12 protein-coding genes are annotated in these 14,617 nt (G+C 58.8%); 3 read left to right on the forward strand and 9 right to left on the reverse strand.

Annotated features, from left to right (window positions below; translation table 11 throughout):
- Both BMG07_RS43410 and BMG07_RS35210 read left to right on the forward strand, forming a co-directional pair.
- The coding region (locus BMG07_RS43410; protein ID WP_269759715.1) for a hypothetical protein at positions 1 to 273 on the forward strand (273 nt) is incomplete at its 5' end.
- Positions 274 to 495: 222 nt separating this feature from the next.
- Positions 496 to 912, forward strand: a complete 417-nt coding sequence (locus BMG07_RS35210) for a transposase (RefSeq protein WP_198088399.1) — start codon at positions 496 to 498, stop codon at positions 910 to 912.
- A 331-nt stretch (positions 913 to 1,243) separates the two neighbouring features.
- Here the strand turns inward: BMG07_RS35210 and BMG07_RS35215 are convergent, their stop codons facing one another.
- Together BMG07_RS35215 and BMG07_RS35220 are read right to left on the reverse strand one after the other, a co-directional pair.
- Positions 1,244 to 2,266, reverse strand: coding sequence for an alpha/beta fold hydrolase (locus tag BMG07_RS35215; RefSeq protein WP_198088400.1), 1,023 nt, complete (start codon positions 2,264 to 2,266; stop codon positions 1,244 to 1,246).
- A 45-nt stretch (positions 2,267 to 2,311) separates the two neighbouring features.
- Positions 2,312 to 3,670, reverse strand: coding sequence for a M20 family metallopeptidase (locus BMG07_RS35220; RefSeq protein ID WP_198088401.1), 1,359 nt, complete (start codon positions 3,668 to 3,670; stop codon positions 2,312 to 2,314).
- On the opposite strand from BMG07_RS35220, the gene BMG07_RS35225 reads away from it, so the two are divergent.
- Positions 3,669 to 4,637, forward strand: a complete 969-nt coding sequence (locus BMG07_RS35225) for a LysR family transcriptional regulator (protein ID WP_198088402.1) — start codon at positions 3,669 to 3,671, stop codon at positions 4,635 to 4,637. The two genes, BMG07_RS35220 and BMG07_RS35225, sit on opposite strands and share 2 nt — an antisense overlap.
- A gap of 436 nt (positions 4,638 to 5,073) precedes the next feature.
- On the opposite strand, the gene BMG07_RS35230 is transcribed toward BMG07_RS35225, so the two are convergent.
- The 7 genes from BMG07_RS35230 to BMG07_RS35260 all read right to left on the reverse strand — a co-directional run bounded on the left by BMG07_RS35230 (position 5,074) and on the right by BMG07_RS35260 (position 14,494).
- Positions 5,074 to 5,853 (reverse strand): SDR family NAD(P)-dependent oxidoreductase, encoded by a 780-nt coding sequence (locus tag BMG07_RS35230; RefSeq protein ID WP_198088403.1) that lies wholly within the window; start codon positions 5,851 to 5,853, stop codon positions 5,074 to 5,076.
- Between the two features lie 207 nt (positions 5,854 to 6,060).
- Positions 6,061 to 7,086: a tripartite tricarboxylate transporter substrate binding protein gene (locus BMG07_RS35235; RefSeq protein ID WP_198088404.1), complete on the reverse strand. Its 1,026-nt coding sequence runs from the start codon at positions 7,084 to 7,086 to the stop codon at positions 6,061 to 6,063.
- Between the two features lie 337 nt (positions 7,087 to 7,423).
- Positions 7,424 to 9,637 carry an aldehyde oxidoreductase molybdenum-binding subunit PaoC gene (gene paoC / locus BMG07_RS35240; protein ID WP_198088405.1) on the reverse strand — a complete coding sequence of 738 codons (2,214 nt, stop codon included), beginning with the start codon at positions 9,635 to 9,637 and terminating at the stop codon, positions 7,424 to 7,426.
- A 2-nt stretch (positions 9,638 to 9,639) separates the two neighbouring features.
- Positions 9,640 to 10,590, reverse strand: coding sequence for a xanthine dehydrogenase family protein subunit M (locus BMG07_RS35245; RefSeq protein WP_198088406.1), 951 nt, complete (start codon positions 10,588 to 10,590; stop codon positions 9,640 to 9,642).
- The gene (gene paoA / locus BMG07_RS35250; protein ID WP_198088407.1) at positions 10,587 to 11,234 is read right to left on the reverse strand and encodes an aldehyde dehydrogenase iron-sulfur subunit PaoA; all 648 of its coding nucleotides are present in this window, start codon (positions 11,232 to 11,234) and stop codon (positions 10,587 to 10,589) included. The genes BMG07_RS35245 and paoA overlap by 4 nt, the downstream gene beginning before the upstream one ends.
- 1,111 nt (positions 11,235 to 12,345) lie before the next feature.
- Positions 12,346 to 13,668, reverse strand: a complete 1,323-nt coding sequence (locus BMG07_RS35255; protein ID WP_198088408.1) for a porin — start codon at positions 13,666 to 13,668, stop codon at positions 12,346 to 12,348.
- 529 nt (positions 13,669 to 14,197) lie between these two features.
- Positions 14,198 to 14,494 carry a LysR family transcriptional regulator gene (locus tag BMG07_RS35260; RefSeq protein ID WP_269759716.1) on the reverse strand — a complete coding sequence of 99 codons (297 nt, stop codon included), beginning with the start codon at positions 14,492 to 14,494 and terminating at the stop codon, positions 14,198 to 14,200.
- Positions 14,495 to 14,617: the final 123 nt, after the last annotated feature.

A 14,617-nucleotide genomic window follows, 5' to 3' on the forward strand; every position in this document is an offset into this window, starting at 1 on the left:
CTTGTCTTAAAAAAAAATGTTGCGGAAGCTCACCAGCACGCGATCACAAATCACCAAAGACAACACTTCACGAAGAGTCATCCGCTGGTCATTGCAGAACTGCTGGCTATGAAATTCCCCAGCTTTCTCTCGAACCTTGTGCGCATCAAAAATTTATCAGTGAGATGCTCTACAAGGAAGATGCGTGTTTCGCCTACCGAAACATTATCTCTATCAGAGGTCGCACCAAAGTCAACTTCCACGCTCGTTACGCCCCATGCAATCGCAAACTAGATATGGTGTGTTGAAGCGAAAATTCGTTGAGCCTACTTACGTAGAACTACCCCAGTGAGTACGCGTATGCTCACCCTTGCAATTACCCACCAGTCCGGCGCGTCGGTGGTCCACCAGATGATCGGGCTTCCCGTTATTCCTCGCGAGAGGACTCTACCGACGGGGACGGATGACGAAGTTTGTGCCGATTGATAGTGGTGGCAAACCATTGGACAATGGGTCATGGATAGCGGCGAGGTCGCCGGCAGCAAGTTCCGCGACGCACGATTGGGCAAGAGATTGAGCAGCTTGCTCTATCAACTTGGTGGCAGCATTGGAGGCACGGTATCGCTGGCGTGCCAGTACTGGGCCAACACGAAGGCTGCGTATCGCTTCTCCCCGAATGATGAAGTCGATGAGAAGACGATCCTGGAGGTCCACCTCCTCGCGACACGTGATCGTGTCCATGCCAGCGCAGGCCCGCTGTTGATCCTCCAGGACACGACGACGTTCTCGTATAAGCGAGACAAACCCGAGTTGGTCGGCTTCACGGGTGAGACCACCAGCCGAAAGGATGATGCCGGCCGATGGGAAAAGCACACAGTGTGCGGGATCTTGATACTTTCGAGCCTGATGGTGTTGATTTCCATGGAATCCTGACCCACGGTCACTTCTAGATGGAAATCAACAGACAACCCCTCGACACTCCCGTACCCGAGCGCCGCGGCCCGATGTTTCTCCAGCGTGCGGCTGTGGCGGCCTTGATTGCCTCCACCGGATAGAGTTCCGCTGCGGGCAAGCCACCGGCCAGACTCACGACACCCGAGCGCCCGCTGAAGGAAAGGAACTGTTAGGCCAGGTTGCTTGTTGCGTCAAGCCAGGCCGCCTCAGACGGGCGCTAAAGGTTCGCAGGCATGAGAGCTTTCAAATAGTTAGTGAATAAAACACAGCCACTCGTTCTTCGGGAACTCCCTGGCGATGTCCCCCTCGGCTAGCGCGGCAGGCTCGCTAGGAAACTTCGCATGTGGTCGAGGAATTCGGCTTTCTCCTCCTGGAATGGCCAATGGCCACTGTTCTGGAAATACTTCAGAGTGGCCTGAGGGACGTTGGTGGCCAGTTTCTCGTTGTCGCCAAAGCGCCAGAGGTCTCCTGCCCCGTAGTGAACCGCAGTCGGTGCTTGGATGCCCGACAGTTGTGGAACGAAGTCGTAGCCGCTAAAAAGTATCTCGTTGCCGCGGTTGAACGCTGTCGCCGAGTAGATCGTCCGCTGATCGACGTCCGCCAGGACTCCGGCCGGAGGGGCGGCGTTGTTGTAGTACAGCGGCACCGCACCGGACCAATTGGTCCGCAGCGCCTGGTCGGTGGAGTTTGCCGAGGGGCCGGCGAAGAGCCGACCCAGGGAAGCTTGCTGCGAGGCCGTTCCCCCCAGCGGGTTGCGCATGACCAGAGACGCAGTGTTTGCCGGGGTGCACGACAGCACCAAGCCTTTGAGACGATGCGGGAATCGAAGCGCGAAGTCGATCGCGATGATGCCTCCATACGAGTGGGCGACGAGAACGAATTTGTCGAAGCCCAGCGCGGTGGCCAGGCCATCGCAGTCCGAACTCAAGCGAGCCAGGGTTAGGTCCTTGAAGTTTGCCGGTCGGTCCGACTTACCATGCCCCAGATGATCGTAGTAGACGACCTGGGCGCTGTCGGCCAGCGGATCGACGAAGGGTCGAAAGCACTGATGGTCGAGGCCAAGACCGCCATGCATGAAGATCACGGGGGGTCCCCGGCCCAGCTTCACGGAGTACAGCTTCTGGCCGTTGACCATTGCGAAGCCGGACGTCTCGGCCGCGCCCTCATCGCTGCCGCTGCCGCTGCCGCTGCCGCTGCCGACGCTGCCGCCGCCGCCGCAGCCCGTGAGCACTGCTCCCGGGAAGATCGCTACTGCTGGAATGATCGATCCAGTGCCGAGAAAGCCGCGGCGAGTGACCCGCATGATGTTTCCTTCTTGGAGATCGTTGGTCATGACTGTTCGTTGAACGCAGAGGAGTTGCGAAGGATTTCGCCTCACTTACAGGGCTTTGGCTGGTACAGGAGCACTCGCCGGTCGAGTCAAGTACGCCAAAGTGCTGCCAACCAGCGCACGTACGCCAACACGCATCGCCTTTTCATCTATGGTGAACTCCGGTGCGTGATTGGGCGGTCCGGGACGATCTGGAAACGGTGAGGCCGTCAACATCCAGAACACGACTGGAATGTTCTTTCCAAAAGCCCCGAAATCTTCGGAGCCCATGATGGGCCGCATCTCCTTGGCTCTGCCAGGACCCGTTGCTGCCTCAAGTGCCTGAACAATCGTTTCGGTGGCGGCAGGATCGCTGATGAGAACCTCGTAGCCGGAGCCGGTGTCGATGGCTACCTCGGCAGTCACTCCATAGCTCTCGGCGATCTTCTGGGCCTTGAGGCGAATGCTTTGCTGCGCGATCTTTTGATTCGCCACCGACAGCGATCGAATGGTGCCCGCAATTTCCGCGGTCTCCGGCAGAATGTTGAAGCGATTGCCGCTTTGCAACATGCCCACGGTAACCACGATCGAGCCGTCCAGCGGGTCGGTCTGGTTGCTGACAATGTTCTGTAAGGCCAACGCGATCTCGGCAGCAGCCAGCGTCGGATCTTTGGCCGCCCAGGGCATGGCGCCGTGCCCCCCTTTGCCCTTCAGGGAAATCCTAAAGATGTCGATACTGGCCATTAAGCTACCCCGTCGATAGCCTATCGCGCCCGGCGGCGACGCGGCATTGATGTGCTGCCCCATCACGACGTCCACCTTCGGGTTGTCGAGCACACCGGCCTTGACCATGGCAGACGCGCCGCTGAGCAAGGGCCCGGGGCCCAGTTCTTCGGCAGGCTGGAACAGGAAGACCACGGTGCCCGGCAGTTCGGCTCGCATCTTCGACAGGGCCTGGGCGGCACCCAGTAGCATCGCGACATGCGTGTCGTGCCCGCAGACGTGCGCAACGGGCGTCAGCTTGCCGAGCACATCCACCTTGACGGTGGACTTGAACGGCAGATCGTTGCGTTCCTCGACGGGCAGCGCATCCATATCGGCACGCAGCGCGACCACCGGGCCCGGCTTGCCGCCGCGCAGCACGGCCTTGATGCCGGTCTTGGCGATACCCGTCTGTATCTCGATACCGGGCATCTTCGCAAGCGCCGCAGCGATGTAGGCCGCCGTCTGCACCTCCTGGTACGACAGCTCGGGGTGCTGATGAATGTGGCGTCGCCATTCGATCACCTGCGCCTCGGACGCATCGGCAAGGGCCTGCGCCTGTTGTGCCAGAACAGAGGGGGTCGCAGGCGCGGTCTGGCTCGCGGCGTTGAGCGTCAGCAGGCAAGTCGCCGCCAGTACGGAAAGTTGGTGTCGAAATTGCGTCATGGAGTACCTACAAAGGGAAGGAAGGGCTGTCTCACTGTCCAGCGACCACGACCTTAGGGGCAGATGGATATATAAAAAAGATAATTTTTCTTGCCGAGTTATAGATTTCGTTTATCACCTATCGGAACCCGAAAAGAGGCCCCATGAAAGATTCCAGCACGCAGATGAGCCTCCGCCAGTTGCGGGCCTCAGAACCGTCGCCGAATCCGGCGGCATCCATGAAGCGGCACGCCGGCTTCAGCTGACCCAGCCGGCCGTCACGCACACGGTGCGCGAACTCGAACGCAGCCTTGGTGCGGCGCTGTTCGTACGCAGTAGCGCGGGCGTGCGCTTGACCGAGATAGGTACGACCTTGCTCCGCCGGGCTCACCTGGTTCTTGCCGAAGTGCAGCGCACGCACGACGAGATTACCCAGATGCGCGATGGAACAGGAGGTCGGCTGTGCGTTGCGGTCAGTTCCGCGGCAGCGAATTACGCGCTGGCACCTGCCATGAAAGCATTTAGGAGCTTGCGGCCGGGCGTGGCCATAGAACTGCACGAGTCGACCTGGGTCGACACGGACGAGCGCTGGCAGAACGGATTCTTCGACTTTGCTGTGATCAGTGAAGTGACCGACGCGGCGGACGGGTGGGCGCGCGAACCGTTGTTTGAAATGCCGCTGACACTCTTCGCACGCTCGAAGCATCCGTTGGTCCGAACACGTTCGATCCTACGGCTCGCCGACAGCATGTGGGTGTTGCCCACGTACGGCCCCGAGGTGCTCGACCGCATCTTCGAAGCCAGCAAGGGTGTTTCTCCTCGGGACATCGTGGTCTGCCAGACACTGGCCGTTATGTGGCCCCTAGTGCTGCTGAACGATGCTGTGGGCATGGCGTCAAATTGGTTGTTTCGCAACCGCGCGTTGACACGAGGGCTCACCCCGTTGGCATGTACTCAGAAGCTGCCGAAGCTCGCATATCAATCCTGATGCGCGACGCCTCTTCGATGACGCCTGCAGCGCGCCTATTCATGAAGTGCCTCAAGGATGCTGCGGCATCGATCGAGTCCTGACCCGAATCGGGAAATCCGCTAGAGGAACTGCCGGGTTCTGCACCGGTACTGTCTGCATCGGCCTGCCACTGGATAGTGGGACTCGAAGACTTTGAGCAGCGAACAAGAGCGCCAAGCTCGATGTTCAGATGGGAATCCCGTCAGTGAAACCATCAAGGCTAGCAGGCATATCCGCCTGCACATCAGGCCGGATATAGGACTGCATCCCTGCCTCCTGAATCTTTACGCACACGAGTTCTTGCAAGCCGGGAGGCGCCCATATAAGACCCTCCCTAGGCTAGTAGACGCTGTTCGATTGCGAAGATGGTGGAGGCATTCAATCAGATGAGTTCAACGCGCGAGCAACAGAGGCGTCAGGCTGTTGCCCCAGCATCGATAGGTAAAGCGACTCCTGTGATGAAGGAAGCCTCATCCGAAACCAAGAAGAGCGCTGCGCTCGCTACCTCATCAGGCCGGGCTGTGCGTCCAAATGCATTGCCTGTCGCCCGCTTTTTTACAAGCTCCTCAACATCTTCATCCTTAGTCGCTGCATCGTCTGGCCGTTTGACGAAAACGCGCAGCATTGGTGTGTCAGTTGCCGTCGGACATACCGCGTTGAAACGAATGCCTTCCTTGCCATAGCGCTTGGACAGAGACTTCGTTAACCCCACGATTCCAAACTTTGCCGCTGAGTACACAGGGCTGACCGGGGAGCCGATCAGACCTGAGGTCGACGCCGTGAATAAGACACTTCCGCCACCGCGTTGCCGCATTATTGGAATAGCCTCGACGACGGAAGCCAAGGCGGACCGCAAGTTCAGATTGATGGCAAGGTCAAATTCGGCCAGATCCAATCCTTCGACGACTGCTGCGCCCGGGTGCCCTGCGTTAGGCCAGAGAAAGTCCACTCCGCCGAATTCCTTGCAGCAGCTATGCACGATTTGCCGTGCGAAGCTCTCCTGCGTCAGATCTCCAATGACTGCAACAGCTGTTCCGCCGCTGGCTCGAATCTCCGAGACCGCATCTTGCGCCATGTGCTTGTCGCGGTCGACGACTAGCACTTTCGCACCTTCGCGAGCAAAGCGCACTGCTCCAGCGCGTCCAATCCCGGATGCGGCGGCTGTGATAATTCCACACTTGTTTGCGAGTCTCATGGCTCTTCTCCTCGGCTTTGATGAATTGAGAATTTTGCAGCTCTAAGACGGACTGCACGTCCGTCACTCGGCCTCGTTCGGCAGGAACCGAGACACTTCATACCTTGATTCTTTTGCCATTTGAAAACGATGAATACAAGCGCTCGCCACTTAATCGCAAGGAAGATCGGGGCCGTGTCGCTTTCCGGAAGTTCTCCTAGGTGTTATCTATTCGACGACGATGTTCAGCTCACGCGTCATGCCCTGGAACGCAGGCCAAGTCTGCGCAATGAAATCCTTGAGTGCTGGGCCGGTCAGTGTGGGACTGTCTGTCACACCGAGTTGCGACAGGACTGCCTTTACTCTCTCGGAGTCCCGCGCCGATGCTCGGATCAGATCGCCCAGGCGCCGCACCACCTCGGCAGGTATTCCACTGGGTGCCAACACCATGTTTGACTCCAATAGATTTTGAAAGGCAGGCCCCTTGTAGCCCTCCTCAGCCCAGTCCGGAACGCCGGGCACGAGAGGATTCTTCGGGTTGCCTTGGATCATGACAATGGGCCTGAACGAGCCGCGCTGCATGCCGCTTGCCAAGCCGACCATTGAGCCAGCGCCCATATCGATGTTGCCAGCCATGAGGTCAAGCGCCATCGGCCCAGTTCCCTTATAGTTCACGATGTCGAACTGTCCTCCGGTCTGCTTGGCCAGTTGCATCACCATCATTTGCCAGCCCGAGCCAATTCCGTAGTTGCCGACCGACACTGGTCGCTTTTTCGCCAGCGCAACGAGCTCCTTGAGGTTAGTTACTGGTAGATCCTTCTTCACGACCGCCAGCGAAACACCGGTGTTGTAGGCTCCTATGGGCGTGAGATCCTTGGATGGATCAATCGGCGCCTTTTTCAGCAGCACAGACGCTTGGGCCAACTGGCTGTGCAGCGTGATCAGGAACGTATAGCCGTCCGGCGCCGACCGCGCAACAACGTCAGCCGCGATCATTCCCAGGCCGCCTGGCTTGTTCTCCACCACAACAGGCGTCTTGAGTTCGACAGCGAGGTATTCCGCTAGGGCACGGGCCGTCGCATCATTCGATGATCCCGGCGCCTGCGCGGCAACGATGCGAATGGGTTTGGACGGCCACGCCTGAGCTATGGCAATAGATGGCAAGCTCGCCCCTGCGACGGCGCCGCCGCCAACCAGCAGAATGCGGCGGCGCATTCGATCAGTCAAAGTGGGTCCGGTATTCTTTTTGTCCATATCTGTCTCCTCAAGACGTGCATGTGCAGTGATCGCAGCCGACCAACCTGGCCATGGCGAGGAAGCTTATTTAGGAACGACAGATGGCGAAAGATGAGTGTTTCGGATAACGAAACACTCATCTACGTCCCTCTCCCTTCTTCCAGCATCTGATGCAAGAATCCGCAGTCTGCAGATCATCGGGGGGCTACTGTCGCCGGCCCGATCACCCGCACTGAGCGAGCCAGAGTCCCCATCTGAGGCGCGACGCAAAGGCCCAGATACAGCTGGAAGACATGCTGCTTCTACACAATTCGCCGCGCAGGTCCGCGGCGGTTATCCCTCAGGCGCGCAAACTTCAAACAACGGCAGGTAGCCCTGCGAGCAGCTTGTCCAACGTGACGGGGTAGTCGCGCACCCGGACACCGGTGGCGTTATAGATCGCGTTTGCGATCGCAGCGGCGACGCCGCACAGGCCCAACTCGCCAACGCCCTTGGCCTTCATAGGTGAAGCGATCGGATCGACCTCGTCGAGAAAAATAACCTCTTGGTGCGGAATGTCGGCATGCACCGGCACCTCATAGCCCGCCAGGTCATGATTGACGAAGAAGCCTCGGCGCTTGTCAACGACAAGGTCTTCCATCAACGCGGCGCCCACGCCCATCGTCATCGCGCCGATCACTTGGCTGCGCGCCGATTTCGGATTCAGGATGCGACCCGCTGCACATACGGCCAGCATACGACGCACGCGAATCTCGCCCGTTGCCGTATCCACGGCGACCTCCACGAAGTGCGCGCCGAAGGTCGACTGCTGGTACTTCTTGTCCAGATCTCCATATTCGACAGCGTCCTCAGCGACCAGTTCGCCGTTCGTAGCGGCTTGTCCAAGCGGCACAGCCCGTTCGCCCGCACGCACCTGACCTTCCGCAAAGGTCGGCGCTGCGTCTTGCATTCCGAGCCGCTGCGCGACCATCTCACGGAGTTTCAAGCATGCGGCATAAACGCCGGATGTTGAATTACTCGCCCCGAATTGGCCTCCCGATCCCGCCGAAACGGGGAAGACGGAATCCCCCAGCAGGACTGTCACGTCCTCAAGTCGCACGCCCATCATCTCCGCCGCCGTTTGAGCCAGAATCGTGTAGCTGCCGGTACCGATGTCGGTCATATCGGTTTCGACTGTGAGGCGTCCTTGAATGTCGAGGCGTACTCGAGCGGCTGACTTCATCTGCACGTGGTTGCGAAACGCGGCTGCCATGCCCTGGCCGATCAGCCAACGGCCTTCGCGCGAATTTCCGGGCTGACGATCGCGGCGCGCCCAACCGAAGCGCTCGGCACCCACGCGCATGCACTGCACGAGTTGACGCTGAGAGAACGGCCGGTCGCGCTTCTCGGGGTCCACTTGGGTGTCATTGATGGCGCGAAACTCGACTGGATCGAGCTTGAGCTTTTCGGCCATCTCGTCCATCGCGACCTCAAGTGCCATCATGCCAGGCGCTTCGCCAGGCGCTCGCATTGCAGCCCCCTCAGGCAGATCTAGCAATGCCAATCGCATGGCCGTCAGCCGGTTCGCTCCGGCGTAGAGCAGACGGGTCTGGTTCGCCGCGGTCTCGGGCCCTCCGCCCGGCAGGTTTCCCGACCATGTCTCGTGCGCAATGGCCGTGAGTCGACCGTCCCTCTCGGCACCAAGGCGGATGCGCTGAATCGTAGCCGGTCGATGCGTCGTGTTGTTGATGATGAAGGGACGCGCCAGCGCCACCTTGACGGGGCGTGCTGCGGCCCTGGCACCAAGCGCCGCGAGCACCGCGTCCGTACGCACGAAAAGCTTGGCGCCGAAGCCGCCACCAATGTACGGCGACATCAGGTGCACTTTGTCCGGAGAAATTCCGAGCGTAGTAGCCATGTCCGCGACGCTCCAGGCGATCATCTGGTTCGACGTCCAGAGGTGTACTTGGCCACCCGCCCACCAGGCGATGGAGGCGTGGGGCTCCATCATCGCGTGAGACTGGTCCGGGGTTGTATAGGTCTCATCGAAGGTCACCGGCGCTGACGAGAAGGCCTTAGAAAAATCGCCGATACGGGTCTGCGCTGGCCCATCAAAAGGATTCGGCGGGGGCAAGCCGGCGTTCCCCTTGGCTTTACGAAGGTCGAATTCACCGACCGAGGAGACATATTCGACGCGCACGAGCGATGCAGCGTGGCGCGCCTGTTCGAAGGTCTGTGCGACGACGAGTGCGATGGACTGGTGGTAATGCTGAATGTCCGGGCCGCCCAGCAGCTTGGCGGTGTTGAAAACTCCCTTGCCGAGTTTGCCGGCGTTGGCAGCGGTAACGATCGTAAGGACGCCTGGAGCCGCCTTGGCAGCCGCGAGATCCATGAAGGAGATGCGGCCCTTTGCGATCGCGGAACCGACGATGACTCCATAAGCCGGGGGCATAGGTAAGTCTTGGTGATGCTCGTAGGCGTACGGAGCCCTGCCGGTCGTCTTGAGCGGTCCATCGATGCGGTCGACGGGCTGGCCAATAACCTTGAGTCGGTCGATCGGATTGCTGGTGGCTGGGATAGCGAACTTCATCTTCAAACCCTCGATTCGGAAAGCATCGCAGCAAGCGCGCGCTCGGCCAATTGCAGCTTGAACGCGTTATCTGCAGCCGGGCGCGCGTCGGCGAACGCGGCCGCGACGACTGCGCGCGCCCCTCGGGAAATTTCGCCTTCAGAGGCTTCGACGCGCCATGGCTTTGCTGCCATGCCGCCAAAACCCACACGCAGACGGCCATCTGGTTGCACGATGGTGGCCACCGATACGAGCGCGAAGGCATAGGAAGCCCGGTCACGCACCTTGTGGTACTTTTGAACGCCGCCGACGGGTGGCGGTAGAGTCACGGACGTGATCAACTCGCTCGGCTCGATCGCTGCCTCGAGGTGCGGCGTGTCACCCGGCAGCCGATGAAAGTCCGCAATCGGAATGCGGCGGCTGCGGCCATCCGCGCGAGTAGTTTCAACTGTCGCGTCCAGGACGCGCAAGGCCACCGCCATGTCGCTCGGATGGATGGCAATGCAAGCCTGGGTCGCGCCGATAACGGCAAATGAACGCGTCGCACTACCGATCGCGCTGCAGCCGGAACCGGGTTGCCGCTTGTTGCAGGGCTGATTCGTATCGTAGAAATACGGGCAGCGCGTGCGCTGCAGCAAGTTCCCGGCGGTAGTCGCCTTGTTTCGCAGTTGGCCGGAGGCGCCAGCACTCAGCGCACGCGACAGTACGCCATAGTCGCGTCGTACGCGCACGTCCGCGGCCAGATCGCTGTTGCGCACCAGCGCGCCGATTCGCAGACCACCGGCGGGCGTCGCTTCGATGCGATCAAGGCCGAGACTGTTGATGTCGACAAGATGAGGCGGCGTTTCAATCTGGAGCTTCATCAGATCCAGCAAATTGGTGCCGCCGGCGATGAACTTTGCGCCGGGTGTTCGCAGCACTGCGGCTGCCGCTTGCGCGGGCGTCTCAACTCGCTCGTATGTGAACGGCTTCATGCGACACCTCCGGCAACGTCAACGATGGCTTCCACAATGTTGGAGTAGGCGCCGCAGCGACAGAGGTTACCGCTCATTCGTTCGCGGAGTTCATCTGTCGATAGCAGCGGCATGGCAACGATGTCGGCGCTAACGTGGCTGGGCACGCCTCGTTTGATCTCATCCAGCATGCCGACAGCCGAACAGATCTGGCCGGGAGTGCAATAGCCGCATTGGTAACCATCGTGCTTCACGAACGCCGCCTGCAGCGGATGTAAGCGTTCCGGAGTACCGAGACCTTCGATGGTGGTGATATTGTCACCGGGATGCATCACTGCAAGCGACAGGCACGAGTTGATGCGCCTGCCATTCACCAACACTGTGCAGGCGCCGCACTGCCCATGATCGCACCCCTTCTTCGTGCCAGTCAGGTGCAGATGCTCCCGCAACGCATCGAGTAATGTGGTTCGCGTATCAAGCCGCAGCCGGTGCGATCGGTCGTTGATTGTGAGTCTGACGTCGACCATCGGGAGTTCATGAGCCGCGCCATCTTGCTGTGCCGGCGTCGGGCCAGCTGGCTCAGCCCCTTGGGACGCTAGTGCCGAAGCGGAGACCGCGCCTGCAATCATGAGATCTCGACGCGAGATTTTGAGAGCTTCATTCATTTACAGACTCCAGAATTGGTTGGGAATCCCATACGGTCCAATGAGAGGCCATGTGCTCGTCACTGCCGGCTCGTGTTCATGTAGTGGTGGAAAGAGGCCGCATCCCAGCACGGGCTGCAAAAATGGCAAGCAAGGCTGCGATCACGAGCAGGACGGCACTCATTCCGAAGCTATGTACGGGCGCCACATGCTCATACAAACCCTTGGCCTTCCTCCTGCCACCTAAGCCACGGTAGAAGGCTAGTTTCCACGGCACAGCAGGGTGAACGGTAGAGCAAACCACTGGATTTTTTGCCTTATCCTATGGATTCACAAGTATTCTGGTAGGCAGGACTTTTCTTCGCAGGTAAAGCGGCATGCGAACGTTTCCAGCAGACACGGTCCACAAACACGTCACCCGCAACTCAGCGCAAATCACCTCGCCGGTGCTTGCAAGCGTCATCGCGCGCGAGTCACAGCAACGGATAACTTTGAGACCCGCATCCCCGGCCTTAGCTTCTTTCGACGAGATGCCCCTGCCCTGCCCCACCTGCCCCACCCGTCACCCGTCACCCGTCACCTGTCACCTGCATGATCGAACCAAGCCTCGTCCTCCTCGCCAAGGCGCAAAGCAGATGCGGATGGGCAGCGAGGCCGATCCATATGACACATCGCGTTTCCTCACAACCTCGCTGGATCTACCCGGCACCTCAGAAGTGACGACGGCAAGTCGGGAGCTGGCCAGAACCGTTCAACCTAGGCACTGGTACAGCAACGTCCCGTGTCTTGGCACCGCTCGCTCGCTTGCTGAAACTCTGAAGAGCCAGAGGCGATCCCTGTTTAGATCCAGAGGTTCCAGTGAGAGATTCACTACCGGGTATTGACGAGGACCAGACGGGTCCGGTTGCGGCAGATCGTGTCCATCGACCGGTCAAAGCCATAAGATCGCGAAAGTCGTCGACCGGCCGAATTGAACTACGCCAACTTCCCTCGAGAAGCCCTCTGCGTGACCCATGATTGTTCCGCGCATGTATCCGTATACGTCCCTTGAGCCCCGCACATCTCATCTTCTGGCGGTCGTGCTGAGTTTCGCAACGCTCCTGGGACGGAAATTTCGCTGGACAAGATCGCTCTAGAACGCGTGACGAATACCGAAATCAAAACCAGTAGAGCTGCGCGGAGCGTATCCACTCACACCATTTCCGGTTGAAACGTAGCTCGACGTTCCCCCCGTCACTGCCCCAATGATCGCCGGATTGGTTTGGCCATTCTTGATTCGAATACGGGCACCGGTAACATAAAGCGCTGTTCGCTTGCTCAGGTTGTGCACATAGCTCAGTGCGACCTTATTGACGGATGCGCCGCTATCGCCGATGGCTGTCGCTCTTACCAATGGCGGCAGATCGTTCTCGTACTTAACAACGGAATAACTCCCGCGGACGACGCCTACGCCGATTGGAACTTGAAAACCCACTAGAGCGCCCTTATAAGTATCCTTGTCCGTCCAATTCAGGGGAACCGCCCCAGAGACGATGGCTTGCCTTGATTTCAGTTGGTCTCGCGCAAACGAGACTTCACCGAAAAGCTTGACGGAACCGAGATCCCATGAAGCGCCGAGATTGGCGCTCTTGATCTTGTTCTCGCTTGACGACCCCGTCGGCGCACCAGCGCCGTTGACCACGACGACATCAGCAACCGTGCTCTCTCCATAGCCTACCGCGACGTCGACCGGCCCACTTGCGTAGCCCAGGCGCGCTCCAAAGTAGCGTCCTTTCGCGCTAGGACTGCCCGGCAGCTCCGATGATTTAACGGTTTCAGGCAGCGCGTACTGCACCTGACCATAGACTCCACCGAGCCCTGGTGGAAGCAAGTAACCGACCATATTGCTGGTGCGCACGTAAGAGTCCGATCCTCCCATGCTGATCGTGCCTGGATTGACTGCCGTTGCAGCACCTCGTACGGTAGCGAGATTTGCGAAAACCGAGTTGATCAGGCTGATCCCAACGCCAACACCCCCGAGGGGATCGAAAACTGTGTCGTTCCAGAAAGATGCCGTGTAGTCCCGACCAAGCCGAACCTCGCCGAACGGCCCAGACAGACTTACGGTCGAACGACGGTTGAAATTGGTCAGCCCCCTTGATCCATCGTCGGGATTGACTTGTCCCTCAAGCCAGAAGCTTGCGGCAAGACCGCCACCTAGATCTTCTGTCCCGCGAAAGCCAAGACGACTCGTGCCGTAGCCGCCCTGAGATAGCGCGGTCTGGCTTCTTGTGATAGATGTAGGGGAAGAAGCTGGCGGCAACAAGAACGGATTTGCCGTGTTGTTGTACCAGGTGCTCTTTACGTTGTAGCTACTTACTGCGACGTCAACCACGCCGAACAGCGTGACGGACGATTGGGCTGTGGCGGATGTTGCGATTGCCGCGACAGACAGGGCGACGAGGTTCTTGTGCATGTGTAGTCTCTTATTTAAATGCCGTTCTCTGTGTTCTTCTCCATGCCAAAGTCCCAATGGATCATCATTGAGAATGAAGCCTGCCACTTCGGAGAGCTATGGGATAAGTGCTTCCAATGACAGATTTTTTTGCGCGAGGCGATGTTTCAAACACGCGATACCGATCTAGTGATCACCTCGATGCTAGGTGTCGTATCTGTAGTGAACACTCAGGGTTACTGCGAGATTTCGGATATACCGAAAGGCACCTTTTCTCTCTCGCCGATCTCGATGTCTACACAGATTCCATCGAATCGGAATCGTGAGTCTGCCCATGGAAAGCCATCACCGTTTCGAATGTCTTCGATACCAAGAGCCCGTGACCATGGTGTCAGTCTCTCAACGGCTGATATCTGTCTAAGTGATGGCCTAAACCATGTCACATGCATCTGTGATCAATGGATGGCTCTTCCCATTGTTCGATAGAGATGATTGGCGGCGATGTCGGCTTCGAGGCACTGGTCAGCAGTCCTCGATGGCACAGAAAGGATCAAAGAATCGCTGCGTCTCGCAAGCTTCCTACCTCTTGCTTCAGCACATCGAGTTGGTGAAGAAGCACGTACGCGTTCTGCACGAAGACCGCTCCTGCGGGCGTCAAACGCAGGCCTCGATGATCGCGAATGAACAGAGCTGCTCCTAGAAAATCCTCTAGAGCACTCAGTCTTTGGCTTCCAGTGGAGATCGAGCAGTGCGCCACTTTCGCTGCCGCAGACAATGAGCCGGATTCTGCGCAAAGGACGGCAAGGCGAATCGACACCAAATCGAAGCGAGCAATATTGCAGTCCATGTTGAGCACGATATGAGAAGCCTATGCATGAGAGTTACCCAAGTGCTCTTCGACTCTGGACTTTTGTCTGGAAGCGCACTCGATATCCGTTTCTGGAGTTCGCCAGAAATCTAGGTCTACACA

Origin of the sequence: Variovorax sp. E3, assembly GCF_016082275.1 — a bacterium.
In the GTDB taxonomy this organism is placed as follows: Bacteria; Pseudomonadota; Gammaproteobacteria; order Burkholderiales; family Burkholderiaceae_C; genus Variovorax.

What these genes read in the sequence shown, in the direction of transcription:
- paoA (WP_198088407.1), bottom strand. Translation starts at nt 11,234, where the DNA reads ATGAATGAAGCTCTCAAAATCTCGCGTCGAGATCTCATGATTGCAGGC.
- BMG07_RS35255 (WP_198088408.1), bottom strand. Translation starts at nt 13,668, where the DNA reads ATGCACAAGAACCTCGTCGCCCTGTCTGTCGCGGCAATCGCAACATCC.
- BMG07_RS35230 (WP_198088403.1), bottom strand. Translation starts at nt 5,853, where the DNA reads ATGAGACTCGCAAACAAGTGTGGAATTATCACAGCCGCCGCATCCGGG.
- BMG07_RS35225 (WP_198088402.1), top strand. Translation starts at nt 3,669, where the DNA reads ATGGAGTACCTACAAAGGGAAGGAAGGGCTGTCTCACTGTCCAGCGAC.
- BMG07_RS35215 (WP_198088400.1), bottom strand. Translation starts at nt 2,266, where the DNA reads ATGACCAACGATCTCCAAGAAGGAAACATCATGCGGGTCACTCGCCGC.
- BMG07_RS35220 (WP_198088401.1), bottom strand. Translation starts at nt 3,670, where the DNA reads ATGACGCAATTTCGACACCAACTTTCCGTACTGGCGGCGACTTGCCTG.
- BMG07_RS35235 (WP_198088404.1), bottom strand. Translation starts at nt 7,086, where the DNA reads ATGGACAAAAAGAATACCGGACCCACTTTGACTGATCGAATGCGCCGC.
- BMG07_RS35260 (WP_269759716.1), bottom strand. Translation starts at nt 14,494, where the DNA reads ATGGACTGCAATATTGCTCGCTTCGATTTGGTGTCGATTCGCCTTGCC.
- paoC (WP_198088405.1), bottom strand. Translation starts at nt 9,637, where the DNA reads ATGAAGTTCGCTATCCCAGCCACCAGCAATCCGATCGACCGACTCAAG.
- BMG07_RS35210 (WP_198088399.1), top strand. Translation starts at nt 496, where the DNA reads ATGGATAGCGGCGAGGTCGCCGGCAGCAAGTTCCGCGACGCACGATTG.
- BMG07_RS35245 (WP_198088406.1), bottom strand. Translation starts at nt 10,590, where the DNA reads ATGAAGCCGTTCACATACGAGCGAGTTGAGACGCCCGCGCAAGCGGCA.